Origin of the sequence: Rhodococcus sp. DMU1 (assembly GCF_012272955.1) — a bacterium.
In the GTDB taxonomy this organism is placed as follows: domain Bacteria; phylum Actinomycetota; class Actinomycetes; order Mycobacteriales; family Mycobacteriaceae; genus Rhodococcus; species Rhodococcus aetherivorans.
This window is the reverse complement of record NZ_CP050952.1, coordinates 4,426,852-4,449,605: the sequence shown is the minus strand read 5'-3', so window position 1 is coordinate 4,449,605 and position 22,754 is coordinate 4,426,852. Positions and strand designations below refer to the sequence as shown.

Sequence of the window (22,754 nt, the reverse complement as noted above, 5' to 3'; positions counted from 1 at the left end):
TCAGGCCTCCTGCGCGGCGGTCGCGGTGCCCAGGTAGACCTCCTGGACCTGGGGGTTGTTCTGCACCTCTTCGACGGTGCCGTCGGCGATGACCCGGCCCCGGGCCAGGACGGTGACGGAGGTGGCGAAGGCGCGCATGAAGTCCATGTCGTGTTCGACGACGACGACGGTGCGCTGCGCCCCGATCCGGCGCAGCAGCTGGCCGGTCTCCTCGCGTTCGTCGTGGCTCATCCCGGCGACCGGCTCGTCGAGCAGCAGCACGTCGGAGTTCTGCACGAGCAGCATGCCGATCTCGAGCCACTGCTTCTGCCCGTGCGCGAGGATGCCGGCGGGCACGTCGCGCAGGTCGGTCAGGCCGATCGTCTCGAGGGCTTCCTCGATCTGCGGCAGCACCGTCGTGCGGCGGCGCAGCAGCGACCACGGGGAGCGGCCGGAGCCGGCGGCGATGTCGAGGTTCTGCAGCACGGTGAGTTGTTCGAACACCGACGCGGTCTGGAAGGTGCGGCCCACACCGAGGCGGGCGATCTTGTGCACCTTCTTGCCGAGCAGTTCGATGCCGGACTTGGTGACCGACCCGGTGGCCGGCACCAGGCCGGTGACGGCGTCGACGAGGGTGGTCTTGCCGGCGCCGTTGGGGCCGATGAGGAAGCGCAGGTCGCCCTGCAGCAGGGTCAGGTCCACCCCGTCGACGGCGGTGAAGCCGTCGAAGCTGACCCGCAGGTCGCGGATCTCGAGGTACTCGCTGGACATGCCGGCGTTGCCGCCGTAGTGGGGTTCGGTCATCTCACCGGCTCCATCGTCGTGGTCGGTTCGGGAATCGGCTGCGCCGGGCCGGTGCGGGTGCGTCGCCGGCGCAACGTCGCCAGCCCGGCCAGGCCGGCGGGGAAGAACCCGATGACGACGATGAACAGCAGGCCCTGGGCGTAGGTCCACGCGGAGGGGAAGTTCTCCGACAGGGCGGTCTGGGCCCACGCGACGCCGATGGCGCCGAGGACCGGGCCGAGCAGGGTCGTGCGTCCGCCGATGGCGACGCCGATGAGGAATGCGATGGAGGGGACGATGCCGACATCGGCGGGGGAGATGATGCCGACGATGGGCACGAACAGCGCCCCGGCGATGCCGGCGAAGAAGGCCGCCGCGGCGTAGGCGACGACCTTGACGTTGGCGGGGTCGTAGCCGAGGAAGCGGACCCGCTCCTCCTGGTCGCGCACGGCCACGAGCAGCTCCCCGTAGCGGGAGAACATCAGCTGCCGGGTGAGCGCGACGACGGCGAGCAGGACGCCCGCGGCGACGAAGAACAGCATCCGCTTGTTGGCCGGGTCGGCGAGGGACAGGCCGAAGAAGCTGCGGAAGCGGTTGAGCCCGTTCGATCCTCCGATCGACTGCTGGCCGATCAGCAGGATCGCGAAGGCGGCGGTCAGGGCCTGGGACAGGATCGCGAAGTAGGCGCCCTTGACGCGGCGTTTGAACACGCCGAGCCCGAGCAGCACCGCCACCAGGGCGGGCAGCACCAGGATCGCGACGATCGTCACCAGCGGAGAGGCGAACGGCGCCCAGTAGCCGGGCAATTCGCGGATGCCGGCGATCTGCATGAAGTCCGGGACGGTGTCGCCGCGCAGCCCGGCGTCGGCGATCTTCAGGTGCATCGCCATGAGGTAGGCGCCGAGGCCGAAGAAGACGCCCTGGCCGAGGGTGAGCATGCCGCCGCGGCCCCACGCGAGACCGATGCCGACGGCGACGATCGCGAAGCACAGGAACTTCGCGAGCAGGTTCAGGCGGAAGTCCGACAGCACGGCGGGGGCGAGGGCGAACAGAACGAGTGCGGCGAGGGCGAACCCGGCCCACGTGCGGGCCGGTCCGGGTCGGGTGAGCGCCGGCAGACGTGTCGGGGCAGGCATCAGACCAGGCTCCTTGTCTTGACCGCGAACAGGCCCTGCGGCCGGACCTGCAGGAAGATCACGATGAGCACGAAGACGATCACCTTCGCGATCGATGCGGTGGTGGAGTATTCGATGAACGAGTTGAGCAGGCCGAGCGCGACGGCCGCGATGACGGCGCCCTCGATCCGTCCGAGGCCGCCGATGACGACCACCAGGAACGCGTCGATCAGGTAGGACTGGCCGATGGTGGGACTCGTGGAGCCGATCAGGGTCAGCGCCACTCCGGCCAGGCCGGCCAGGCCGGAGCCGAGGAAGAAGGTGGTGATGTCGGTGCGCCGCGACGAGATGCCCACGGTCTCGGCGAGATCGCGGTTCTGCACGACGGCCCGGATGCGCCGGCCCATCGGGGTGAACTTCATCGCCGCGATCAGGATCACCACACACACCACGGCCAGCGCGAGGATGAACAGCCGGGTCCTGGGCACCACCGCCCCGAGGATCTCCACGCCACCGGAGAGCCACTGCGGCGCAACCACGTTGACGGCGGGTGCGCCGAAGATGTCGCGGGCGGCCTGTTGCAGCAGCAGGCCCACGCCGAAGGTCACCAGCAGGGTGTCGAGCGGGCGGTGGTACATGCGGCGGATGAGGGTGACCTCGAGCAGCACCCCCATCACGCCGCCGACCAGGAAACCGACGAGCAGCGACACCAGCAGGGACACCCCGGCGGCCGAGACCACCTGCTGGACCACGTACGCGGTGTAGGAGCCGGCCATGATGAACTCGCCGTGGGCCATGTTGATCACGCCCATCTGCCCGAACGTCAGCGACAGGCCCAGCGCCGCCAGCAGCAGGATCGAACCGATGCTCAGGCCCGTGAACAACTGTCCTACAACGACATCCATGTCGCCTCCCTTCTCGTCGGCTTCCCGGTCACGGTGGTCAGCTGCCGGACAGGCCGGCGGCCCAGTCGTAGCTCTCGAGGTACGGGTCCGGCTCGATCGCCCCGTTCGACTCCCACACCGTGTAGATCAGTCCGTCGCCCCGGATCTCGCCGATGCGAGCCGTCTTGGTGATGTGGTGGTTGTCCCCGTCGATCGTGACGGTGCCCTCCGGTGCGTCGAACGAGACGCCGTCGGCCGCGGCCTGCACGTCGGCGACGGCGAACGAGTCCGCCTTCTCGACGGTGTTCTTCCACAGGTACACCGACGCGTACGCGGCCTCCATCGGGTCGGAGGTGGGCTTGTTCGCACCGTACTTCGCCTTGTACGCGTCGACGAACGCCGTGTTCTCGGGGCCGTCCACGGTCTGGTAGTAGTTCCAGGCGGTGAGCTGGCCGGTGATGTTCTGCGCGCCGATTCCGACCACTTCCTCCTCGGCGATCGACACCGAGATCACCGGCATGTCGGCGGCGGTGAGGCCGACGTTGGAGTACTCGCGGAAGAAGGCGACGTTCGAGTCGCCGTTGAGGGTGTTGAACACCGCGTCCGCGTCGGCGGTGCGGACCTTGTTGACGATCGTGGAGAAGTCGGTGGACCCGAGCGGGGTGTAGTCCTCACCCTTGATCTCGATGCCGTTGGCCTCGGCGTACGCGCGGATGATGCGGTTCGCGGTCTGCGGGAAGACGTAGTCGCTGCCGACGAGGTAGAGGGACTTGACGCCCTTCTCCTTCAGGTAGTCCAGCGCCGGCACGATCTGCTGGTTGGTGGTCGCGCCGGTGTAGAAGATGTTCGGCGACGACTCGAGGCCCTCGTACTGCACGGGGTAGTACAGCAGCGCGTTGTTGTCCTCGAACACCGGCAGCATCGCCTTGCGGCTCGACGACGTCCACCCACCGAACACCGCGGCCACACAGTCGGAGCTGATCAGCTTCTCGGCCTTCTCGGCGAACACCGTCGGCTCCGACGCGCCGTCCTCGGCCACGATCCGGATCTGCTTGCCGAGAACGCCGCCGTTCGCATTGATCTCCTCGACGGCCAGTGCGATCGAGTCACGCACCGTGACCTCGGAGATTGCCATGGTGCCGGACAGCGAGTTCAGCGAACCGACCTTGATCGTGTCGCCGGAGGTGTCGACGCACGAGGCGGACCCGGCAGCGTCGGTACTGTCGGTGGCCTTGCTGCCGCACGCGCTGAGCACGAGACCGACGGCGGCCAGCGCGGCCGGCGCGGCGACGGCGCGCTTGGCGAACTTGGACGTGGCAACTGGCATGGAGGTGCCCTTCTTCGAAGGTGGGAGCCGGACGGGGCCCGGTGTATCCGGGCTGCGTATACAGCGCTGTATCCGTGGACCGAAGAGTAGGCGGCCGGTGTTGCATGGGAATGTCCTGCGGTGACGAGTTCGTGACCCGTGTTACGGCTCGATTTCCGAACGCGCACACGCCGAGGTCCGGATGTATCCGCGCCTCCGCAGGACAGCGGCGCGCTCCTTTCATCGCGCGGCTGTCCTGCCGCCGTGCGGGTTTCCGGACGACCTACCGCCAGCGACGACGGGTGGCGGCGTCGATTCGCGCACGAACGTCGTCGAAGTGGAAGAGTTCCGACCACGTCCAGCGCACCACTTCGTATCCCTGTGCCCGGATCGCGTCTTCACGAAGCTTCTCGCGACGCACAGTCTCGGCGCTTGCGCCGGGATCCGCAGACCGGTACTTGCCCATGCCGTCGAACTCGCCGACGACGCCGAACTCTTCCCGGAAGAAGTCGGTGCGCGCGACGAATGCGCCACCGGCTGTCCGTATCTCGAATTGCAGGACCGGGTCGGGCAGACCTGTCGCCCGAATGCGGAGGCGGCTGATCGACTCGCCCGGGCTCTCGCTTCGTCCGTCCAGGAATGCGCACATTCGTCGAGCCGCCGCAATTCCGGTTCGCGTGTCGGCTGCTGTCAAGGCGGCCGGGAGTGCGGCGTGGGCCGCAGGCCGCAGCCTCAGTGCAGAGTCGCCCAGCACCACTGCACGGTCGGCATCCAGGCAGCGTGCCGTGTCGACGATCGTGCGCGCCGCCGAGGTCACCCGTATCCCGTCCACGATCTCCACATCGCTTGGTGCGAAAGGTGTTGCGTGCACGTGTAGTTGGGAGGTGCGACGGCCGCCGGAGGGTCGATTCCGACTGACGTGGACCAGCGTGAGGTCCGGACGCCACAGAGCGAACCCGTGCACGACGGCGGCGGAGGTGTGGCTCATCACGGCCTCGGGGCCGAGCTTGGCGGCGGCCGCGCGTACGCGCACCAGGTGCCGGCCGGCGTCGTCGAGGTCGGCTGCGATCTCCCTGGGCAGGTAGACGCCTGCGTCGAGACGCTCGAGGGCGCCGGTGCGCAGTGCTCGGCGGATCTTGTCCTCGATGAGCCCGGAGCGGACAGCGTCGCGCCGCATGATCGGGGTGTGGTCGGTCATGGCGAACACGGTGCCCCGACGGAGGTGCCCTTCGGCGTGAACTCCGCGCTCCGGACCGGATCTGGGGAGCGATCGTCCGGTTGTGGAGAAAATCGATGACGCACTGCCGCGCCGTCCCCGAGGTGTCTCACGACCATCCTGGCAATCAGCGGGGTTGGGCGCGCGGCTGTCCGGCCGTCGCGCGGGTGTCACTTGATGAGGTAGGGGGACACGGAGCTCTGGTGCTCGTTGATGACGAGTTCCTTCCCGAGGGGCGGGAACGCGCGCTGGGGGCAGTTCAGCCGCTCGCACACGCGGCAGCCGGAGCCGATGGGGGTACCGGGGTTGCTGTCGTCGAGGTCGAGGCCGTCGGCGTAGACGAGGCGGTGCGCGTGGCGCAGCTCGCAGCCGAGGCCGATCGCGAACGTCTTCGACGGCTGGCCGTAGCGGGCGGCGCGGCGCTCGACCGTGCGGGCGACCCACAGGTAGCGACGCCCGTCGGGCATCTGCGCGAGCTGGGTCATGATCTTGCCCGGGTACGCGAAGGTCTCGTACACGTTCCACAGGGGACAGGTCCCGCCGCTGGTGGAGAAGTGGAAGCCGGTGGCGGACTGGCGCTTGGACATGTTGCCCGCCCGGTCGACGCGGACGAACGAGAACGGCACGCCGCGCAGCTTCGGCCGCTGCAGGGTCGACATCCGGTGGGCGATGGTCTCGTAGCTGACGGCGTAGAAGGCGGAGAGCCGCTCGACGTCGTATCGGAAGTCCTCGGCCATCTCGTGGAACTGCGCGTAGGGCAGCATGATCGCCGCGGCGAAGTAGTTGGCGAGGCCGTGGCGGGCCAGGGCGAGGGAGGCCTCGCTGGTGAACGCGCCCTCGGCGACCAGCTTCTCGATCAGCTCCCCGCACTCGAGGTAGGCGAGCTCGGTGGCGAGCTTGAAGACCTGCTGGCCGCCCGACAGCCGCGCGGAGATCTCGAGGACGCGCGTGGCGGGGTCGAACCGGTGCAGGACGTTCTCGCCGAGGTCGACGCGACGGACGAGCTGTACGTCGTGCACCGTCTCCATGCGCTTGATGATGCCGCCGGAGATGTCGCCGCGGTGGAAGCGGATCCGGGTGGCGAGTTCCTCGGCGGCGGTGTCGAGATCGTGCAGGTAGTTCTGCCGCTGGTAGAAGTAGTCGCGGACCTCTTCGTGCGGCATGGTGATGGTGCCGCTGCCGCTGCCGTCGCTGTAGCGGTCCTCGGTGGCGGCGGCGAGCTGGGCGGTGGTGTTGCGGAACCGCCGGTGCATGTTGACCATGGCCCGCGCCAGCCCGGGGTGCGCCGACACCATCGCGGCGATCTCCTGGGCGTCGGCGTCGATGCCCATCTCCTGATCGAGGGCCACCTCCCGCATCTCGGCGATGAGCCGGGTGTCGTCCTGGGACGAGAAGAACGTGGTGTCGACACCGAAGACCTCGCTGATGCGCAGCAGGACCGGTACGGTGAGCGGCCGCACGTCGTGCTCGATCTGGTTGAGGTAGCTGGCCGAGATCTCCAGGGTCTTGGCCAGCGCCGCTTGGCTGAGTCCCCGCTCGGTGCGCAGCTGGCGCAGGCGGGCGCCGACGAACGTCTTTGGCATCAGCCCAGCGTACGAGCGTCTACGCAGCTTCGCAACGACAGGTTCGCAACGTTAGCGCTCTACTCGAGTCCCAGCCAGGACCCCGGCGCGAAGGCCTCGTAGTGGACGGCGTCGGGCGATACTCCCGCGCCGAGCAACGTCTGCCGGATCGACCGCATGAACGGGACGGGACCGCACACGTACACCTGCGGATCCTTCGGCAGCTCGACCCCGTCGAGCGGGGTGTGGCCGTCCTCGCGGAGCTCTTCGAACTCGGAGTAGCGGGTCAGCATGCGGGCCCGCGGCAGACGGTCGACCAGGGCCTGCGTCTCGGCGCGCCGCGCATGGTCGTAGCTGGACCGGTCGACGTGCACGACCAGGACCTCGCGCTCGGAGCGGTGCGCCGCCAGGTGCTGCAGCGCCGCGAGCGTCGGGGTGACGCCGATGCCGGCGGAGATCAGCACCAGGGGAGCGTCGGCGTCCTCGACGACGAGGCTGCCGAACGGATGCGAGACGACGAGTTCGGTGCCGATGCCGACGCCGCCGACGAGGAGCTGGGAGACGATCCCGCCCGGGACCCGCTTGACGGTGACGGCCCACTCCCCCGGGACGTGGCTGCGCACGAGGGTGTACTGGCGGATCTGCCGGGTGCCGTCTCCCAGGGTGGTCGCGACGGAGATGTACTGTCCGGGAAGGAAATCCGGAAGCGGGCTGCCGTCGAGGGAGCGCAGGGTCAGGGTCGCGACCTCCGCGCCGTCGAACTGGACGTCGGTGACCACGACGACGCGCCAGATCTGACCGGGCCGGACGCCGGCCTTGTCGTAGAGTGCCGACTCCTGCTCGATGAGCGAGTTGGCCATCAGCGTGTAGACCTCGCGCCAGGCCGCGGCGACGTCGGGGGTGACCGCGTCGCCGAGCACCTCGCCGATCGCGGCGAACAGCTGGTGCCGGACCACGTCGTAGTGGGGGGCCTGGACGCCGAGCGAGGCGTGCTTGGCGGCGATCCGGGCCATGATCGCGTCGATGTCGGCGGCGTCCTCGGTGACGAGCAGCGTCGCGAAGGCGGCGACCGAGCTCGCGAGCGCCTTCTGCTGCTCCCGGTTCTCCTGGTTGGTGCGGTTGAACAGGTCGGTCCGCAGCGACGGCGCGGCCGCGAAGAGCTTTTCGTAGAACAGTTCGGAGATCTGGCCGATGTGGGCGCCGACGACCGGGAGGGTGGCCTCGATCACCGGCTTCGACGTGGCGGAAAGGATGGCGCCCTCCTCGACTCGTGTGCGAGTGGGGAGTGGGCACGCCCGGGCGGCGTGACCGGCCCCGACTGGTCAACGCGCACATGGTAGTCGAGCGATCCTGGCCGACCCCCGATTCGACCGGGGCGACTTCCCGATTTGCCGGACCTCCGGGTGTGAAACTCGTCACAATCTTCGTGGTGATCCGCGGCTCCGTCGCTGGTGGGCCGCGGGTGCGGGGCAGTGTCGTCGGCCGCCGGGCGGCGCGCCCGCCGGGGAACAATGCCGAGGTGATTGCTACCGACGGGTAGCTATCGGGGTCCGGGCCGGGTTCGTTGGACGCGCCAAAGGTTTACAACCTTTGCAAAGCCTCGGGAAAAACTAGCGAAGATTGGCACTAGCAACAGGTAGACGGCACTTTCCGGGTGTGTCATTGTCGAGTGGTACATCCGAAAGGTTCGCGAAGGATGTGAAGTAGTACGCACGTACTGCAGAGCGTTCGGCGCGGATCCGATCTAGAGAGTGGAGCTTAGATGTCGACCACCGGCACCCCGAGGACCGCTGAGGAAATCCAGAAGGATTGGGACACCAACCCGCGCTGGAAGGGGATCACCCGCAACTACACGGCCGAGCAGGTCGTCAAGCTGCAGGGCACCGTCGTCGAGGAAGCCACCCTCGCCCGTCGCGGCTCGGAGATTCTGTGGGACCTCGTGAACAACGAGGACTACATCAACTCGCTGGGCGCCCTCACCGGCAACCAGGCCGTGCAGCAGGTCCGCGCCGGTCTCAAGGCCATCTACCTGTCCGGCTGGCAGGTCGCCGGTGACGCGAACCTGTCCGGCCACACCTACCCGGACCAGTCGCTGTACCCGGCGAACTCGGTGCCGCAGGTCGTCCGCCGCATCAACAACGCGCTGCTGCGCGCCGACGAGATCGCCAAGATCGAGGGCGACACCTCGGTCGACAACTGGCTCGCCCCGATCGTCGCCGACGGTGAGGCCGGCTTCGGTGGCGCGCTCAACGTCTACGAGCTGCAGAAGGCCATGATCGCGGCCGGTGTCGCCGGCTCGCACTGGGAGGACCAGCTCGCGTCGGAGAAGAAGTGCGGTCACCTCGGTGGCAAGGTGCTCATCCCGACCCAGCAGCACATCCGCACCCTGACCTCGGCTCGCCTCGCGGCCGACGTCGCCGACGTCCCGACGGTCGTCATCGCCCGCACCGACGCCGAGGCGGCGACGCTGCTGACCTCCGACGTCGACGAGCGTGACCGTGAGTTCCTCGACGGCACCCGCACCGCCGAGGGCTTCTACGGCGTCAAGAACGGCATCGAGCCCTGCATCGCGCGTGCCAAGGCCTACGCGCCGTACTCCGATCTGATCTGGATGGAGACCGGCGTGCCGGACCTCGAGGTCGCCAAGAAGTTCGCCGAGGCCGTCCGCAGCGAGTTCCCGGACCAGCTGCTCGCCTACAACTGCTCGCCGTCCTTCAACTGGAAGGCGCACCTGGACGACGCGACCATCGCGAAGTTCCAGAAGGAGCTCGGCGCGATGGGCTTCAAGTTCCAGTTCATCACCCTCGCCGGCTTCCACTCGCTCAACTATGGCATGTTCGACCTGGCCCACGGCTACGCCCGCCAGGGGATGACCGCGTTCGTCGACCTGCAGGAGCGCGAGTTCAAGGCCGCCGCGGAGCGTGGCTTCACCGCCGTCAAGCACCAGCGTGAGGTCGGCGCCGGCTACTTCGACGCCATCGCCACCACCGTCGACCCGAACACCTCCACGGCAGCCCTCAAGGGCTCCACCGAGGAGGGCCAGTTCCACTAGGAACCGGCAACCGGATGTAGGTGCGCGGCGGGATCTCGGACGACCAGGTCCCGCCGCCGCCGTATCCACCCCCTGTCAGAACCCCTTTCACGACCCCCCACATGACGAGTAGGAGCTGACGTGACCAGCGAAAAGATTCAGCGCGTCGGCGTGATCGGCGCCGGGATCATGGGCGCAGGTATCGCCGAGGTGTGCGCACGCGCTCATGTCGACGTACTTGTGTACGAGCAGACCCGCGAGCTCGCGGCTGCCGGGCGTGCCCGCATCCTCCGGTCCCTCGACCGCGGTGTCAGCAGCGGCAAGATCACCGAACGGGAGCGTGAGCAGGCCGCCTGGCGGCTGCGCTTCACCTCCGACCTCGGCGACTTCGCCGATCGCCAGCTCGTCGTGGAGGCGGTCGTCGAGGACGAGAAGGTCAAGGCCGAGATCTTCGCGGAACTCGACAAGATCGTCACGGATCCGAACGCGGTGCTGGCGTCCAACACCTCGTCGATCCCGATCATGAAGCTGGGCATCGCCACCACCCGGCCCGAGCGGGTCATCGGCATGCACTTCTTCAATCCGGTTCCGGTGCTGCCGCTGGTCGAGCTGGTCACCACGCTCAAGACCGGCCCCGCGGTCTCCCAGCGCGCGGAGGCTTTCGCCTCCGAGGTGCTCGGCAAGCAGGTCGTCCGGTCCTCCGACCGGGCCGGCTTCATCGCCAACGCGCTTCTCGTGCCCTACCTGCTGTCGGCTATCCGGATGGTCGAGTCCGGCTTTGCCACCAAGGAGGACATCGACAAGGCGATGGTCCTCGGGTGTGCCCACCCGATGGGTCCGCTCGCGCTCACCGATCTGGTGGGCCTGGACACGGTCAAGTCGATCGCCGACTCGATGTACGGGGAGTTCAAGGAGCCGCTGTACTCGGCTCCGCCGCTCCTGCTGCGTATGGTCGAGGCCGGCCTCGTCGGCAAGAAGTCGGGCGCCGGCTTCTACGAATATGCCGACAACGGTCGTGCCGCCAAGAAAGTCAGCTAGGTAGGTAGCACCACACCGCACCTCGGCGCCCGTGTGCCGACAGCACAGCCGTCGCGCTGACTGTCGGGACACGGGCGCGAGGTGCATCGAGGGAAAGGTCGACCCCGAATGGCCAGCACTGCAGACGGATACGGCTCGAGCATCCTCGGGTATCCGCGCATCGGACCCCGTCGTGAACTCAAGCGTGCCCTCGAGGCCTACTGGCACGGCACCGGCACCCGCGACGAGCTCGTCGCGGTGGCCCGCGAGATCCAGGAGTCCACCTGGAGCGAGCTCGCCGCCACCGGGCTCACCCAGGTGCCCGGTAACACGTTCTCCTACTACGATCACGTGCTCGACAACGCGCTGCTGTTCGGTGCGATCCCCGAGCGGTTCCGCCCGCTCGTCGGCGAGCTCGACCCGCTCGACTTCTACTTCACGCTGTGCCGGGGCCGCGAGGACTTCCCGCCGCTCGAGCTGGTCCGCTGGTTCGGCAGCAACTACCACTACCGGCAGCCCGAGCTCGACGAGAACACCACCTTCGCGCTGAACTCGGCGGCGGTGCTCGACGAGTTCGAGCGCGCCAAGGCCCGCGGCATCGACCTGCGCCCGGTCGTACTCGGTCCGGTGTCGCTGCTGCTGCTGTCCAAGGTCTCGCAGACGTCGGAGCAGGACGGGTTCTCCACCCTCGAGCTGCTCGACCGGCTGCTGCCCGAGTACGAGAAGCTGTTCGCGGAGCTCGCGCGCGCCGGCGCCTGGTGCGTGCAGCTCGACGAGCCCTCCTTCACCGAGGACCGCACCCCGGAGGAGCTCGCGGCCTTCGCGCGCGCCTACGACACGCTCTCCCACGCGCCGCTGCGCCCGCGCCTCCTCGTCACCGGCCCCTACGGTCACCTCGGCGAGGCGTTGCCCATCCTGGCCGCCACCAAGGTCGAGGCCATCGGTCTCGACCTGGTCAACGGCCGGATGAGCGCGGAGGAGCTGGCCGCGGTGCCGGGCCTCAAGCGCAAGCGCATCTACGCGGGGGTCGTCGACGGCCGCAACGTGTGGAAGGCCGACCGGCACCGCACGCTCGAGTACCTGAGCAGCCTCGCGGCCGTGACGCCCGACCTGGTGGTCTCCACGTCGTGCTCGCTGCTGCACGTGCCCTACGACGTGCTCGCCGAGTACGACATCCCCGGCGACGTGGCGGACCGGCTGGCCTTCGCCAAGCAGAAGGTGGGCGAGGTGGTCTCGCTCGCCAAGGCGCTGACCACCGGTGCGGAGGAGCGGTGGCGCAAGCCGCCGACGTCGGTGCACTTCAAGCAGAAGCACGCGATCCGCGCCCGCGTCAACGCCCTGCGGCCCGAGCACCGGCGCCGCGTCCCGTACGAGGAGCGGCGCGCCGCGCAGCAGGAGCGGCTGAAGCTGCCGCCGGTGCCGGCGACCACGCTGGGGTCGTTCCCGCAGACGGACGAGATCCGCAAGGCCCGCTACGAGCTGGGCGAGGGCCGCATGTCGTGGGACGACTACGTCAAGCGCATCCAGGAGGAGATCGAGTCCACCGTCCGGCTGCAGGAGGACATCGGCCTCGACGTGCTCGTCCACGGTGAGCACGAGCGCAACGACATGATCCAGTACTTCGCCGAGCTGCTCGAGGGCTTCGCCACGACGCACTTCGGCTGGGTGCAGGCGTACGGGTCGCGGTGCACGCGCCCGCCGATCCTCTACGGCGACATCGTGCGGCCGAAGCCGATGACGGTGGAGTGGATCGCGTTCGCGCAGTCGCTGACCGACAAGCCGGTCAAGGGCATGCTCACGGGCCCGGTCACGATGCTGGCGCGGTCGTATGTGCGTCAGGACCAGCCCCTGCACGAGACGGCCGACCAGTTGGCGCTCGCCATCCGCGACGAGATCGCCGACCTCGAGCGGGCGGGCATCGCCATCATCCAGGTCGACGAGCCCGCCATCCGGGAACTGCTGCCGTTGCGGCAGGACGGCCGGGCCGAGTACCTGGACTGGGCGGTCGACGCGTTCCGGCTCGCGACCGGGGGCGCCAAGCCCGAGACGCAGATCCACACGCACCTGACCTACTCCGGTCAGGCGTCGGTGGTCGACGCGATCGAACGGCTCGACGCGGACGTCACGGCGATCGTCGCGACCCGCTCGATCCGCTGGGTGCTCGAGGCCATCAAGGACAAGGCCCTCACGCACGGTGTCGGCCCCGGCGTCTACGAGAGCCGATCGGCGCGCATCCCCGACATCGACGAACTCGACGAACTGCTCAGCACCGCAGCGGAATCCGTCGAACTCGACCGCTTGTGGGCGAATCCGGACGGCGGGCTCAAGACCCGGCACTACTGGCAGCTCGAGCCGTCGCTGCGCAACCTCGTCGCCGCCGCACGTCGTCTGCGGCGACGCGCGGCCGGGCAGTAGGCCGGCAGGCCGCCTCCGTCGACGCGCACCCGCGGACAGCCCCCGCGGGTGCGCGTCGCGCCGCCGGCCGGTAGGCATGTCTGCATGACTACCGTTGCCGCGTACGCCGCCACCGCGGCGGACAGCCCCCTCGTCAAGACCACCATCGAGCGGCGTGAGCTCGGTCCGCTCGACGTGCTCATCGAGATCAGGTACGCCGGGATCTGCCATTCCGACATCCACACCGCCCGCAACGAGTGGGGCGGCACCCGCTACCCCGTCGTTCCCGGGCACGAGATCGTCGGGGTGGTGAGCGCCGTCGGCGCCGAGGTGACCAGGCATGCCGTCGGCGATCGCGTCGGCGTCGGCTGCTTCGTCGACTCGTGCCTCGCGTGTGAGGCCTGCACCAGCGGCGACGAGCAGTACTGCACCAACCGGGTCACCGGCACCTACAACGCCGTCGGCCGCGACGGCGAGGTGACCCAGGGCGGCTACTCCACCCACATCGTCGTCACCGAGCACTTCGTCCTGAAGATCCCCGACGGTCTTGCGCTCGACGCCGCGGCGCCGCTGCTCTGCGCGGGCATCACCCTGTTCTCCCCGCTCCGGCACTGGGGCGCCGGACCGGGCAGGAAGGTCGCCGTGATCGGGATGGGCGGGCTCGGCCACGTCGGCGTGAAGATCGCCGCGGCGATGGGTGCCGACGTGACCGTGCTGGGGCACTCGCCGGCCAAGCGGGAGGACGGGCTGCGCTTCGGTGCCGTCGCCTACCGCGCCACGACCGATCCGCAGACCTTCAAGGATCTGCGGGGCACGTTCGACCTGATCGTCAACACCGTTTCGGTGAACCTCGACCTGGATGCCTACCTGTCGCTGCTCGCCCGCAACGGCACCCTCGTCGAGCTGGGCCTGCCCGAACACCCCCTCACGGTCCGGGCGTTCTCGCTCGCGCAGAACCGGCGCAGCCTCGCCGGTTCCATGGTCGGCGGCATCCCGCAGACGCAGGAGATGCTCGACTTCTGCGCCGAGCACGGCATCGGCGCGGAGATCGAGGTCGTCTCGGCCGACCGGATCAACGAGGCGTACGACCGCGTCGTCGCGAGCGACGTGCGCTATCGGTTCGTGATCGACGCCGCCACCATCTGAGCCGGGCGGGCAGGTGTGAGACCGCGGCGGCCGGGTACTCCCGCCACGTATCTCGAGACGTGGAGGAAATGTGAAAAAGGCGTTGTACCGGCCCGTGAGCCTCGTGGTGAGTTCCCTGGCGGGCGTTGCCGCCGGCATGGTGTTCCGGAAGGTGTGGGCGCTCGGCGCCGGCCAGGACGATCCGCCGGAGGCCATGGACAGCCGCTTCGGGTGGCGGGAGGTGCTGGTCTCCGCCGCCGTGCAGGGAGCGATCTTCGGCGCGGTGAGCGCGGCGGCGAACCGCGCGAGCGCGGTGGGCTTCCGCCGCGTCACCGGCACCTGGCCCGGGAAGGAATGACGACGCCCGGGGCCTGCGGGTCTTAGAAGCCCTCGCCCAGTTGTTCGCGCAGCTGGGCGAGGGTTTTCGTCAGCAGCCGGGACACGTGCATCTGGGACACGCCGACACGTTCGGCGATCTGGGTCTGGGTCATGTTCCCGAAGAACCGCAGCAGCACGACCGTGCGCTCACGTTCCGGCAGCGCAGCCAGCAACGGGCGCAGTGCCTCGTGGTTCTCCACGTGCGCGAGCGCGGCGTCGTAGTCGCCGAGAGTGTCCGCCAGGGTGACGCCGTCGTCCCCGGCCGGGGCCGGACGGTCGACCGAGACCGCCTGGTACGCGTTGCCGGCGACGAGGCCCTCCGCCACCTCCTCCGGATCGAGGTCCAGCTCGGCGGCGAGTTCGGCAGCCGTGGGGGCGCGGCCCAGGCGCTGTGACAGTTCCCCGGTCGCCTTGCTCAGCGCCAGATGCATCTCCTTCATCCGGCGCGGCACCCGCACCGCCCAACCGGCGTCGCGGAAGTGCCGGCGCACCTCGCCCATGATGGTCGGAACCGCGAAGGACACGAAGTCCGAGCCCCGCTCGGGGTCGAAACGGTCCACGGCGTTGACCAGGCCGAGGCGGGCGACCTGCAGGAGGTCGTCGAATGCCTCGCCGCGGCCGTCGAACCGGCGGGCGATGTGTTCCGCGAGGGGCAGGCATCGTTCGACCAGGCTGTCCCGCAAGACTCCGCGCGCGGGATCGTCCTCGTCGAACGTCACCATTTCCTCGAAGAGGGGGATGACGTCGGCGTATTCGTCGGCGGCTCGGCCGCTGCGCCGTTGGGCGCCGGTCCCCGTCACAGAACAGCGCTGCCGTCGGTCAGGGACACGTCGATCGTGGTGACGGAGCCCTCGTCGGTCTCGTCCACGTTCACCTCGACCGAGTCGGCGAGTGCGTTGAGCACATGCCAGCCGAAGGTCCGCGAGTCCGCCGTCAGGCCGCCGTCCACCGTCGGAGCGGACGCGCTGATCCGCAGTGCCGGCGGCATGGCCTGGAACCGGCACGACAACGTTGCGCCCTGCGGGGCCCGGGTGATCAGCCGGGTGCCCGCCTCGTCGATCGCGAGCTTGACGTCGGCCACCGCGTCGAGGTCGAAGCCCTGCTGCAGAGCGATGGCGGCAGCGACCGCGCGCAGGACGGGGAGCTGGCCTGGTTCCGCCCGTACCCGCAACTCCACTACGGGGTGGGTGCGTTCGAGGGCCGAATCGATCGATGCCGTGTTCGCCATGTGTGTCGTTTCTCCGTTGCGGCAGGTGGGGGCCCGGGCGAGCGGGTGTTCCTGGCGAGACTACCCGCGGCGCGGGGTTCTCAATCATGCGGAAACGCGCGCCGCCGGGGCGGCGCCGCGCCAGGTCGATCCGCCCTTTGCGGTGCCCCAGGGGCTGCCGTAGGGTATGGGTGAGGTTGAGCACACAGCCTGACTCGGAGGCGCCGCACATCCGCGGTGACCGGTGTCGGTGCGGTCCCCGCTCTGTCGACGCTTCCATCCTCTTTCCACGATGGGAAGCTCATGTCTGTCGTTTCTCAGCGCAAAGTCACATCGCTGTGGGTCACCCGATCGGATCGCTCACCGGTCTCCTTCCATACGTCCGCGGGTGCCGATTTCTCCACGGAGAGAATCAGTTCCGGCCTCGTTCGGGTCGCCGTGGCGGGCGAGCTCGACATGCGCAACGCCCCGGCGTTGCGCAGCTACGCCGGCGACCAGATGCACCCGTCGTCGCGCCTGGTGCTCGATCTTTCCGACGTGGAGTTCTTCGGGTCGGCGGGCCTGATCGTGTTCGACGAGCTCGACACCTTGGCCCGGCGCCGAAGTTCCCGGTGGGCCCTCGTGGGCGGACGGCCGGTACACCGGCTGTTGCGGGTGCTCGGCGACCCCGTCCACGCGCACGCCTCGCTCGAGAGTGCGATCCACGCCCTGCGAGTTCCGGCCTGATCCGGCTCTCCCGAAGCGAACCCCCGTCGGGGCGGGGCGCGGATCACACCGGCTTCGGCAGCTTCGGCGGGCGGTTGCCGCGGGGATCGACCGCCAGGACGAGCAGCAGCACACCCAGCACCAGGTGCAGCCAGTTGTCGGCCGCGTTGACCGGCACCATGTTGGCGTGGCTGTCGTGGCCGAGGACCATGCCGAAGGCCGACAACGCGAGGTACCCGGCGCCGCCCGCGATCAGGTAGATCCGCGACGCGCGGATCCTTCGGGCGGCGAGGATCCCCGCCGCCCCGTAGGCGAGGTGCAGCACGTTGTGGGCGATCGAGACCCGGAACAGGCCCAGCAGATGCGCATTCGACTCCTGCCCCGCGAGGGCCATCGAGCCGTACCCGCTGGTCAGTCCGGGCACGAATCCGAGCACCCCGATGAGGAGGAACACGATGCCGATCGCGAAGGCGTAACCCTGGATCCGGGTGCGCTGCACCCTGGGATACGGGCTGGATCGGATCATCGTTCCTCCATCGGGGTGCGCGGGGCACCGCGCCCCGGGACGCAGGGATAGCCCGGGCGGGTCGCCCCGAAACCCCCGGGCGGGTCGCCCCGAAACCCCCGGGCGGGTCGCCCCGAAACCCCCGGGCGGGTCGCCCTCGAAACCCCCGGGCGGGTCGCCCTCGAAACCCCCGGGCGGGTCGCCCTCGAAACCCCCGGGCGGGTCGCCCTCGAAACCCCGTCCGACCTTCGTCTGAGCGGCTCAGCCCCCGACGAGGACGCCGGACGAGATCGACCCGTACACCAGGGTCAGAACCATCAGCCCCCAGCCGGTGCCGTGCCAGATCGGCCACGTCCCGCCCGAGCGCCACACCCGGTAGGTCTGCACGAATGCACCGACGGCCCCGAGGAGCAGGATCGCCGTGGGGCCGACGGCCAGGACGAGCCGCGCAGGGTCGGTGCACACGAGGAATTCCTCGTCGGCGCATCGGTCACCGCTCGCGGCGGCCCAGATCACGACCGCCGCCATCAGCAGCAGGGCGGCGGCGACGATCACGGCCGCGTACCGCACCGCCGCGCGGGCGGCGCGCGGGTCCCGCCATCGCTTCTCCACATCCTGCGTCACAGCACCTCCCTACGCCCGGTCGGCGCGGTCGGTGAGCGCAGCCTGACCCGATTGCCGGGCGCAGTGCGCGCAGCAGTACATAGTGCCGTCGGCCTCGACCCCGTGCCCGAGAATGCGGCAACCGCAGTGGGCGCACTGCGGAGCCATTGCCTGTGCGGCGCACTCGAAACTGTCGAACGTGCCCGAGATGTCGCCGCGGGTGACGGTGAAGGTCTTGTCGTAGTCGTTGCCACAGGTGTCGCACGTGGTCATCACGGTCCTCCTCTCCGATATCTGTCCTCCGGATCGGGTGCCCCACCCTCGGTCACGTCAAACGGCTCACACCGTCGTCGCCGGCCGGATCCGCGGTGCCGCCAGACCGAGGCCGAGCATGGTCACCGCCACGCCGAGGTGGAGCCAGTTGTCCGCGTCGTTGACCGGCAGGACGTTGGCGCTGCCCTCCGGCCGGACGATCAGCCCGTACAGGAACAGTGCGAGGTAGATCAGGCCGCCGACGATCAGGTACCAGCGCGCCAGATCTGCGCGCCGCGCCGCGACCACGCCCGCCAGACCGAAGACCAGATGCACCACGTTGTGCAGGACGGACACGGCGAACACGCCCAGGAGCAGGGCGCCGGACTCGTGGCCGAAGGCCAGTTCGTCGTAGTTGCCCGTCACCCCGGGGACGAAGCCGGCGATCCCGACGACCAGGAAGAGCGTGCCTGCCGACAGTGCGCCGAGCTGGACGATCGAGCGGGTGCTCTCCGGCTGGCCGGCGCGCTGGGCGGGCTCGAGTGGTTCGGTCATGATCCGCGCATACCCCGTACTGTCCGCTTCAACCCGGGCGGTGCGGCGGTTTGGCCGAAGACTACGCCGGGAACTCGATCGGCGGTGGGCCGCATGCTCCGGCCGCGCCCCTCGGCGAGGTCCCCGGGGCTGCAGTCCGCCGAGAGAAAGGAGTGGGCGATGAATACCCCCGATCCGCGGAACGTCCCTGACCCACAGGCGCATCCCGGCACCGATCCCGAGCCTGCCCGCACCCCCGATCTCGAACCCGGCGGGGGTGTGGCACCGGGCTCGACACCACCCGACTCGGGCTCGACCTCCGGTCTGTCGGCCCCCGAGCCGCGGACGCGGAACCGATTCCCGCCCACGGGGATTCTGACGATCGGTGCGATCGTGCTGATCGTCGTCCTCTTTCTCGTGGTGATCGTGGGGATTCTGATGTAGGTGGCGCAGTCCTGCACGATTTGTCGGGGTGCCGGCGGGGTACCCATGGTTCGCAAGTGAGGAACGCCGACTGAGGGAGAGTCGCATGGCAGAGAACACGAGCGGTCCGAGCGAAGGCGTCAAGGGCGTCGTCGAAGACGTCAAGGGAAAGGCCAAGGAGGCGACCGGCGCCGTCGTCGGCAGCGACGAACTCACCCGCGAGGGACGGGCCCAGCAGGACAAGGCCGACAGCCAGCGCGAGGCCGCGAAGAAGGAAGCCGAGGCGGAGAAGGCACGCGCCGACGCCGAGGTCGACGAGGCGCGCCAGCGCTCGCATCAGCAGTGAATCCGCATCAGCAGTGAATCGGTGACCGGCCGCGCAGGCGGTCGCGCCGTCGTTCGTCCACGACCCGGGGGCCGTTCGGCTCCCGGGTCTTCGCCCCGGAGGAGGAGCGATGCGTATCCTGACGTTCGTTGTGCTGGTGTGGCTGGTGATCGGTGCGATCGCCGCCGGGCAGCGGGGGTACTTCACGGAAGCCGAGCAGAGCTGCGCCGACTTCGCCACCGTCGCGGTGACGGTGATCGCGGGGCCCCTCAACTACGCCGGAGTCAATCCGAAGGTGGAGTGCGAGCTTCCCCAGCCGAGTCCGTGACCGGACCCGCGGGCTGCCGCGGCGCCGAGATCCGCTCGTGCGCGGTCATGAGCAGATGGTCGAAGGCGGTGCGAAGCGTTGCCGGTGCGTCGAGTCCGGTGGTGACGTCCCGGACGAGTTGCTCGGCGAGCGTGCGGAGCTTGACGTTCGACTCCTGGGACCGCCAGGCGAGGATCTCGAAGGCGCGGTCCGCCGGAATCCCGTAGACCGCCATGAGCATGCCCTTGGCCTGTTCGATGACCGCACGGTGGTGCGCGAGCGCCGAGACCGCCTCGTCGACGCTGTGCCGGACCTCGTCGTCGTACGCGTCGGACAGGTCCAGGTAGAAACCGGCCGTGCCGATCACCCGTCCTCGCTCGTCGAGCAGGCGGTCGCCGATCACGACGACGGGCCGGACCGTGCCGTGCGTGTCGATGATGCGGTGCCGGCTGCTGAACGGCTCGCCGTTGCGCTGCAGGGCGCCCAGCATGGCCGCGACGTGGGCCTTGTCCTCGGGATGCTTGTGCTTGAGCAGCAGGTCGGTGGTCGGCCGTACGGTCCCCGGGGCGTACCCGTGCATCCGCGCCACGTCGTCCGACCATTCCCACCTGTCGTCGTCGATCAGGTAGCGGAAACTCCCGACCCGCTGCGGCTTCCCGCTCGCGAAGACCCGTTCGAAGGCGTCGTCCACCGGCGTGTCGCCGGCGTCCACGATCGGTTCCCTCATGCAACGATTATGCCTCCGGTGACGGGCCCTACCGCTGCGGGATCGCGTGAGGTGAGGTGATCTAGCCGGCGTGTTGCTCGGCGTTCGCGAACACTTCGACGAGGGTGGCGCAGAAGGCGGGCAGATCCCTCGGATTGCGGCTCGACACCAGGTTCCCGTCGACGACCACTTCCTCGTCGACCACGTTCCCGCCCGCGTTGCGGATGTCCGTGCGGACGCTGGGGTAGGACGTCAGCGTCCGACCCCGGACCACGTCGGCCTCGACCAGTGTCCAGGGGCCGTGACAGATCACCCCGACGGGCCGGCCCGACTCGACGAAGTCCCGCACGAACGCCACGGCGGCGGGATCCTGGCGCAGATGATCGGGGTTCGTGGTACCGCCGGGCAGGATCAGCGCGTCGAAGTCCGACACCGACGCTTCCGACACCACCTGGTCGACCGGGTGCCGGCCGGCCGCGTGCACGTCGGACTTCATGGCCTGGATCTCGCCGGGTTCGAGCGACAGCAGGCGCACCGTGCCGCCCGCCTCCTCGACTGCCCGGCGCGGCTCCACCAGCTCGACCTCCTCGACGCCGTTCGTGGCGAGGACGGCGACCGTGCGTCCCGCCAGCCGGCCGTTCCCTGAAGCGCTCATCGCGAAGTCGTCCTTTCGTCGTGGGAAGGTTCCCCGATCGCGTACCCGAGGCCGGCGACCGGGAAACGTCACTCCGGTGCCAGATCCCGGGTGGCAGGGCCTTCGAGCAGGCGCCCGTCCGCGGCGAAGCGGGAGCCGTGCAGCGGGCAGTCCCAGGAGGCTTCCGCGTCGTTCCATCGCAGCACGCCACCGAGGTGGGGACACACCGCGGACACCCGGTGCGTGGTGCCGTCGACGGTGCACACCCCGACCGGGCGGAGCTTCTCCCGGCGTACCGTGCCGCGGCCCTCCGGCGGGGACGCGCCGTCGCCGGACAACTCGGCCCGCACCCATCCGCGCGTCATCTCCACCGCGACCGCGGCATTGAGCCGGGTGGCTGCCGGAAGATCGAAAAGCTGTGTGGGACTCCAGGCCTGGAACGCCGACTCCCATTCCGGAGCCGTCTCGCCGAGAATGCGGGCCGACAGCAACCGCGCCGCCGCCACCGCGTTCGTCATGCCCCACTTGCCGTAGCCGGTGCCCACGAGCAGCCGATCGTTGCCGGGCAGCAGCGGGCCCACGTACGGCAGGTGATCGAGCGTCGCATAGTCCTGCGCCGACCAGCGCGCCACGGTCTTCGCACCCGGGAAGTGACGGCCCGTCCACGCCACGAGATCGTCCGCGGCGCCCCGATGGTCGTGTGCCCGCCCGACGGTGTGGCCGTTGCCGCCGACGAGGAAGTACCGCCCCCCGTAGGCCGTGCGCAACGACCGCGTCGGCGAATCCACCGACAGATACATCCCGCTCGGAATGTCGCCCGGTACCTCGAACGCGGCCGCGTACGACCGCTGGGGCTCGAGCCGGGCGAAGAACCCGCCGCGGTCGAGGATCGGAGTCCCCGTCCCCAGCACGATGTGCCCGGCCCGCACCTCGCCGTGATCGGTGACCGCGACGCATCCGTTCCGGTCCGAGCGGACCTTCCGGACCCGGCAGCCGGTGAACAGGGCGCCGCCGCGCTCCCGCAGTTCGCGGGCCAGTTCGTGCAGCAACGGCATCGGATCGATCTGCGCCTGATCCGGCAGCGTCACCGCCGCGGCCACGGGGTACGGCAGTTCCGTCTCCGTCGTCATGCGGGCGTCGAGACCGGCCGCGCGGCAGGCCTCGTGCTCGGCGCGCACCGTGGCCACGCCCTCCTCGCCGGCGCTGTAGGTGAAGGCGGCCGCGGATTCGATCGGCAGGCCCCGCTCCCGGCACAGCTGCACCACCCACCGTTGCGCCTCGAGGTTGCCGGCCACGTAGTTTTGCAGGACGTCGCGGGAATGGCCCCGGGCGATGCTGGAGAGGGTGCTGCCCTGCAGCAGGCTGATCTTGCCGGTGGTGTTGCCGGTGGTGACGGCGCCGACCGTGCGGGCCTCGAGGACGGCCACGCGGTGGCCGGCGCGCGCGAGCAGGAGGGCGGTGGCCATGCCGGTGAGGCCGGCGCCGACCACCACGGTGTCGAAGCGGGCCGGGCCCTCGGGCCACGGCGTGTCGTCGGTGCGGGCGGTGTCGGGGCGGGAGAGCCACAGTGAGGTCACCTGTGAGGGATGCCCCGTGCCGCGCCCGGGAAACCCGCGCCGGTCACCGGTCGTGCGCCGGGCCGGTCGAGGTTTGCGCCCCGCCGTGCGGGGTAGGCGGTACCGAGCCGGCAGTGCGTCATGGTGCCGGTCCGGCAGTGCGCCGCGCAGTCCACGACGAGAGGTGCCCGGACCACCGGGCGGGAG

At 69.6% G+C, this 22,754-nt stretch carries 25 protein-coding genes; 9 read left to right on the top strand and 16 right to left on the bottom strand.

Going from position 1 to position 22,754, the window contains the following annotated elements:
* The 7 genes from urtD to HFP48_RS20335 all read right to left on the bottom strand — a co-directional run bounded on the left by urtD (position 1) and on the right by HFP48_RS20335 (position 8,074).
* Positions 1–783 (bottom strand): urea ABC transporter ATP-binding protein UrtD, encoded by a 783-nt coding sequence (gene urtD, locus HFP48_RS20365; protein ID WP_006932961.1) that lies wholly within the window; start codon positions 781–783, stop codon positions 1–3.
* Complete coding sequence (gene urtC, locus HFP48_RS20360; RefSeq protein ID WP_006932963.1) at positions 780–1,898, bottom strand: urea ABC transporter permease subunit UrtC; 1,119 nt, start codon at positions 1,896–1,898, stop codon at positions 780–782. The genes urtD and urtC overlap by 4 nt, the downstream gene beginning before the upstream one ends.
* A complete protein-coding gene (gene urtB, locus HFP48_RS20355; RefSeq protein WP_006932965.1) occupies positions 1,898–2,782 on the bottom strand; it encodes an urea ABC transporter permease subunit UrtB in 885 nt (294 codons plus the stop codon). The genes urtC and urtB overlap by 1 nt, the downstream gene beginning before the upstream one ends.
* Positions 2,783–2,819: 37 nt before the next feature.
* Positions 2,820–4,088, bottom strand: a complete 1,269-nt coding sequence (gene urtA / locus HFP48_RS20350; RefSeq protein ID WP_006932975.1) for an urea ABC transporter substrate-binding protein — start codon at positions 4,086–4,088, stop codon at positions 2,820–2,822.
* A gap of 262 nt (positions 4,089–4,350) precedes the next feature.
* The gene (locus HFP48_RS20345; protein ID WP_168579932.1) at positions 4,351–5,265 is read right to left on the bottom strand and encodes a hypothetical protein; all 915 of its coding nucleotides are present in this window, start codon (positions 5,263–5,265) and stop codon (positions 4,351–4,353) included.
* Between the two features lie 188 nt (positions 5,266–5,453).
* Positions 5,454–6,866, bottom strand: coding sequence for an acetate metabolism transcriptional regulator RamB (gene ramB / locus HFP48_RS20340; RefSeq protein ID WP_006932979.1), 1,413 nt, complete (start codon positions 6,864–6,866; stop codon positions 5,454–5,456).
* A 59-nt stretch (positions 6,867–6,925) separates the two neighbouring features.
* Entirely contained in the window at positions 6,926–8,074 is a 1,149-nt protein-coding gene (locus HFP48_RS20335) for a globin domain-containing protein (RefSeq protein WP_029545254.1), read from the bottom strand.
* 533 nt (positions 8,075–8,607) lie between these two features.
* On the opposite strand from HFP48_RS20335, the gene aceA reads away from it, so the two are divergent.
* From aceA to HFP48_RS20310, 5 genes are all read left to right on the top strand, one after another.
* Complete coding sequence (gene aceA / locus HFP48_RS20330) at positions 8,608–9,897, top strand: isocitrate lyase (RefSeq protein WP_006932982.1); 1,290 nt, start codon at positions 8,608–8,610, stop codon at positions 9,895–9,897.
* Positions 9,898–10,017: 120 nt separating this feature from the next.
* A complete protein-coding gene (locus tag HFP48_RS20325) occupies positions 10,018–10,914 on the top strand; it encodes a 3-hydroxybutyryl-CoA dehydrogenase (protein ID WP_006932984.1) in 897 nt (298 codons plus the stop codon).
* A 108-nt stretch (positions 10,915–11,022) separates the two neighbouring features.
* Positions 11,023–13,308, top strand: a complete 2,286-nt coding sequence (gene metE / locus HFP48_RS20320) for a 5-methyltetrahydropteroyltriglutamate--homocysteine S-methyltransferase (protein WP_006932986.1) — start codon at positions 11,023–11,025, stop codon at positions 13,306–13,308.
* Positions 13,309–13,392: 84 nt separating this feature from the next.
* On the top strand, positions 13,393–14,433 hold the full coding sequence (locus HFP48_RS20315) for an NAD(P)-dependent alcohol dehydrogenase (protein ID WP_168579931.1): 1,041 nt from the start codon (positions 13,393–13,395) through the stop codon (positions 14,431–14,433).
* 70 nt (positions 14,434–14,503) lie between these two features.
* Positions 14,504–14,770 carry a DUF4235 domain-containing protein gene (locus HFP48_RS20310; RefSeq protein ID WP_006946450.1) on the top strand — a complete coding sequence of 89 codons (267 nt, stop codon included), beginning with the start codon at positions 14,504–14,506 and terminating at the stop codon, positions 14,768–14,770.
* Positions 14,771–14,792: 22 nt separating this feature from the next.
* On the opposite strand, the gene HFP48_RS20305 is transcribed toward HFP48_RS20310, so the two are convergent.
* Positions 14,793–15,590 (bottom strand): SigB/SigF/SigG family RNA polymerase sigma factor, encoded by a 798-nt coding sequence (locus HFP48_RS20305; RefSeq protein WP_006946451.1) that lies wholly within the window; start codon positions 15,588–15,590, stop codon positions 14,793–14,795.
* Positions 15,587–16,018: an ATP-binding protein gene (locus HFP48_RS20300; protein ID WP_006946452.1), complete on the bottom strand. Its 432-nt coding sequence runs from the start codon at positions 16,016–16,018 to the stop codon at positions 15,587–15,589. Before HFP48_RS20300 ends, HFP48_RS20305 begins: the two co-directional genes overlap by 4 nt.
* Before the next feature lie 282 nt (positions 16,019–16,300).
* Here HFP48_RS20300 and HFP48_RS32120 point away from each other — a divergent pair, with 282 nt between their 5' ends.
* Positions 16,301–16,723 carry an STAS domain-containing protein gene (locus HFP48_RS32120; RefSeq protein ID WP_049904240.1) on the top strand — a complete coding sequence of 141 codons (423 nt, stop codon included), beginning with the start codon at positions 16,301–16,303 and terminating at the stop codon, positions 16,721–16,723.
* Positions 16,724–16,766: 43 nt separating this feature from the next.
* On the opposite strand, the gene HFP48_RS20290 is transcribed toward HFP48_RS32120, so the two are convergent.
* The 4 genes from HFP48_RS20290 to HFP48_RS20275 form a co-directional block, all read right to left on the bottom strand.
* Positions 16,767–17,228, bottom strand: a complete 462-nt coding sequence (locus tag HFP48_RS20290) for a DUF4383 domain-containing protein (RefSeq protein WP_168579930.1) — start codon at positions 17,226–17,228, stop codon at positions 16,767–16,769.
* Positions 17,229–17,468: 240 nt separating this feature from the next.
* Positions 17,469–17,831, bottom strand: a complete 363-nt coding sequence (locus tag HFP48_RS20285) for a hypothetical protein (RefSeq protein ID WP_006946456.1) — start codon at positions 17,829–17,831, stop codon at positions 17,469–17,471.
* A gap of 9 nt (positions 17,832–17,840) precedes the next feature.
* Positions 17,841–18,083 carry a hypothetical protein gene (locus tag HFP48_RS20280; protein WP_168579929.1) on the bottom strand — a complete coding sequence of 81 codons (243 nt, stop codon included), beginning with the start codon at positions 18,081–18,083 and terminating at the stop codon, positions 17,841–17,843.
* A 66-nt stretch (positions 18,084–18,149) separates the two neighbouring features.
* Positions 18,150–18,617: a DUF4383 domain-containing protein gene (locus HFP48_RS20275; RefSeq protein ID WP_161994999.1), complete on the bottom strand. Its 468-nt coding sequence runs from the start codon at positions 18,615–18,617 to the stop codon at positions 18,150–18,152.
* A 159-nt stretch (positions 18,618–18,776) separates the two neighbouring features.
* Here HFP48_RS20275 and HFP48_RS20270 point away from each other — a divergent pair, with 159 nt between their 5' ends.
* The 3 genes from HFP48_RS20270 to HFP48_RS20260 all read left to right on the top strand — a co-directional run bounded on the left by HFP48_RS20270 (position 18,777) and on the right by HFP48_RS20260 (position 19,672).
* Positions 18,777–19,040, top strand: a complete 264-nt coding sequence (locus HFP48_RS20270) for a DUF6480 family protein (RefSeq protein WP_072635798.1) — start codon at positions 18,777–18,779, stop codon at positions 19,038–19,040.
* Between the two features lie 85 nt (positions 19,041–19,125).
* Positions 19,126–19,365, top strand: coding sequence for a CsbD family protein (locus tag HFP48_RS20265; RefSeq protein WP_006946464.1), 240 nt, complete (start codon positions 19,126–19,128; stop codon positions 19,363–19,365).
* Between the two features lie 109 nt (positions 19,366–19,474).
* Positions 19,475–19,672 (top strand): hypothetical protein, encoded by a 198-nt coding sequence (locus tag HFP48_RS20260; protein WP_029545235.1) that lies wholly within the window; start codon positions 19,475–19,477, stop codon positions 19,670–19,672.
* Here the strand turns inward: HFP48_RS20260 and HFP48_RS20255 are convergent.
* The 3 genes from HFP48_RS20255 to HFP48_RS20245 all read right to left on the bottom strand — a co-directional run bounded on the left by HFP48_RS20255 (position 19,629) and on the right by HFP48_RS20245 (position 22,568).
* Positions 19,629–20,378 carry a PAS and ANTAR domain-containing protein gene (locus tag HFP48_RS20255; RefSeq protein ID WP_168579928.1) on the bottom strand — a complete coding sequence of 250 codons (750 nt, stop codon included), beginning with the start codon at positions 20,376–20,378 and terminating at the stop codon, positions 19,629–19,631. The two genes, HFP48_RS20260 and HFP48_RS20255, sit on opposite strands and share 44 nt — an antisense overlap.
* A 61-nt stretch (positions 20,379–20,439) precedes the next feature.
* Positions 20,440–21,012 carry a type 1 glutamine amidotransferase domain-containing protein gene (locus tag HFP48_RS20250; RefSeq protein ID WP_043803302.1) on the bottom strand — a complete coding sequence of 191 codons (573 nt, stop codon included), beginning with the start codon at positions 21,010–21,012 and terminating at the stop codon, positions 20,440–20,442.
* 68 nt (positions 21,013–21,080) lie between these two features.
* On the bottom strand, positions 21,081–22,568 hold the full coding sequence (locus tag HFP48_RS20245) for an FAD-dependent oxidoreductase (protein ID WP_168579927.1): 1,488 nt from the start codon (positions 22,566–22,568) through the stop codon (positions 21,081–21,083).
* Between the last annotated feature and the right edge of the window lie 186 nt (positions 22,569–22,754).

Coding starts and splice junctions, on each gene's coding strand:
- ramB (WP_006932979.1), bottom strand. CDS start 6,866: ATGCCAAAGACGTTCGTCGGCGCCCGCCTGCGCCAGCTGCGCACCGAG.
- urtB (WP_006932965.1), bottom strand. CDS start 2,782: ATGGATGTCGTTGTAGGACAGTTGTTCACGGGCCTGAGCATCGGTTCG.
- HFP48_RS20270 (WP_072635798.1), top strand. CDS start 18,777: ATGAATACCCCCGATCCGCGGAACGTCCCTGACCCACAGGCGCATCCC.
- HFP48_RS20255 (WP_168579928.1), bottom strand. CDS start 20,378: ATGAGGGAACCGATCGTGGACGCCGGCGACACGCCGGTGGACGACGCC.
- HFP48_RS20290 (WP_168579930.1), bottom strand. CDS start 17,228: ATGATCCGATCCAGCCCGTATCCCAGGGTGCAGCGCACCCGGATCCAG.
- HFP48_RS20315 (WP_168579931.1), top strand. CDS start 13,393: ATGACTACCGTTGCCGCGTACGCCGCCACCGCGGCGGACAGCCCCCTC.
- HFP48_RS32120 (WP_049904240.1), top strand. CDS start 16,301: ATGTCTGTCGTTTCTCAGCGCAAAGTCACATCGCTGTGGGTCACCCGA.
- urtC (WP_006932963.1), bottom strand. CDS start 1,898: ATGCCTGCCCCGACACGTCTGCCGGCGCTCACCCGACCCGGACCGGCC.
- HFP48_RS20250 (WP_043803302.1), bottom strand. CDS start 21,012: ATGAGCGCTTCAGGGAACGGCCGGCTGGCGGGACGCACGGTCGCCGTC.
- HFP48_RS20280 (WP_168579929.1), bottom strand. CDS start 18,083: ATGACCACGTGCGACACCTGTGGCAACGACTACGACAAGACCTTCACC.
- HFP48_RS20275 (WP_161994999.1), bottom strand. CDS start 18,617: ATGACCGAACCACTCGAGCCCGCCCAGCGCGCCGGCCAGCCGGAGAGC.
- HFP48_RS20260 (WP_029545235.1), top strand. CDS start 19,475: ATGCGTATCCTGACGTTCGTTGTGCTGGTGTGGCTGGTGATCGGTGCG.
- metE (WP_006932986.1), top strand. CDS start 11,023: ATGGCCAGCACTGCAGACGGATACGGCTCGAGCATCCTCGGGTATCCG.
- aceA (WP_006932982.1), top strand. CDS start 8,608: ATGTCGACCACCGGCACCCCGAGGACCGCTGAGGAAATCCAGAAGGAT.
- HFP48_RS20345 (WP_168579932.1), bottom strand. CDS start 5,265: ATGACCGACCACACCCCGATCATGCGGCGCGACGCTGTCCGCTCCGGG.
- urtD (WP_006932961.1), bottom strand. CDS start 783: ATGACCGAACCCCACTACGGCGGCAACGCCGGCATGTCCAGCGAGTAC.
- HFP48_RS20300 (WP_006946452.1), bottom strand. CDS start 16,018: ATGGCGAACACGGCATCGATCGATTCGGCCCTCGAACGCACCCACCCC.
- HFP48_RS20265 (WP_006946464.1), top strand. CDS start 19,126: ATGGCAGAGAACACGAGCGGTCCGAGCGAAGGCGTCAAGGGCGTCGTC.
- urtA (WP_006932975.1), bottom strand. CDS start 4,088: ATGCCAGTTGCCACGTCCAAGTTCGCCAAGCGCGCCGTCGCCGCGCCG.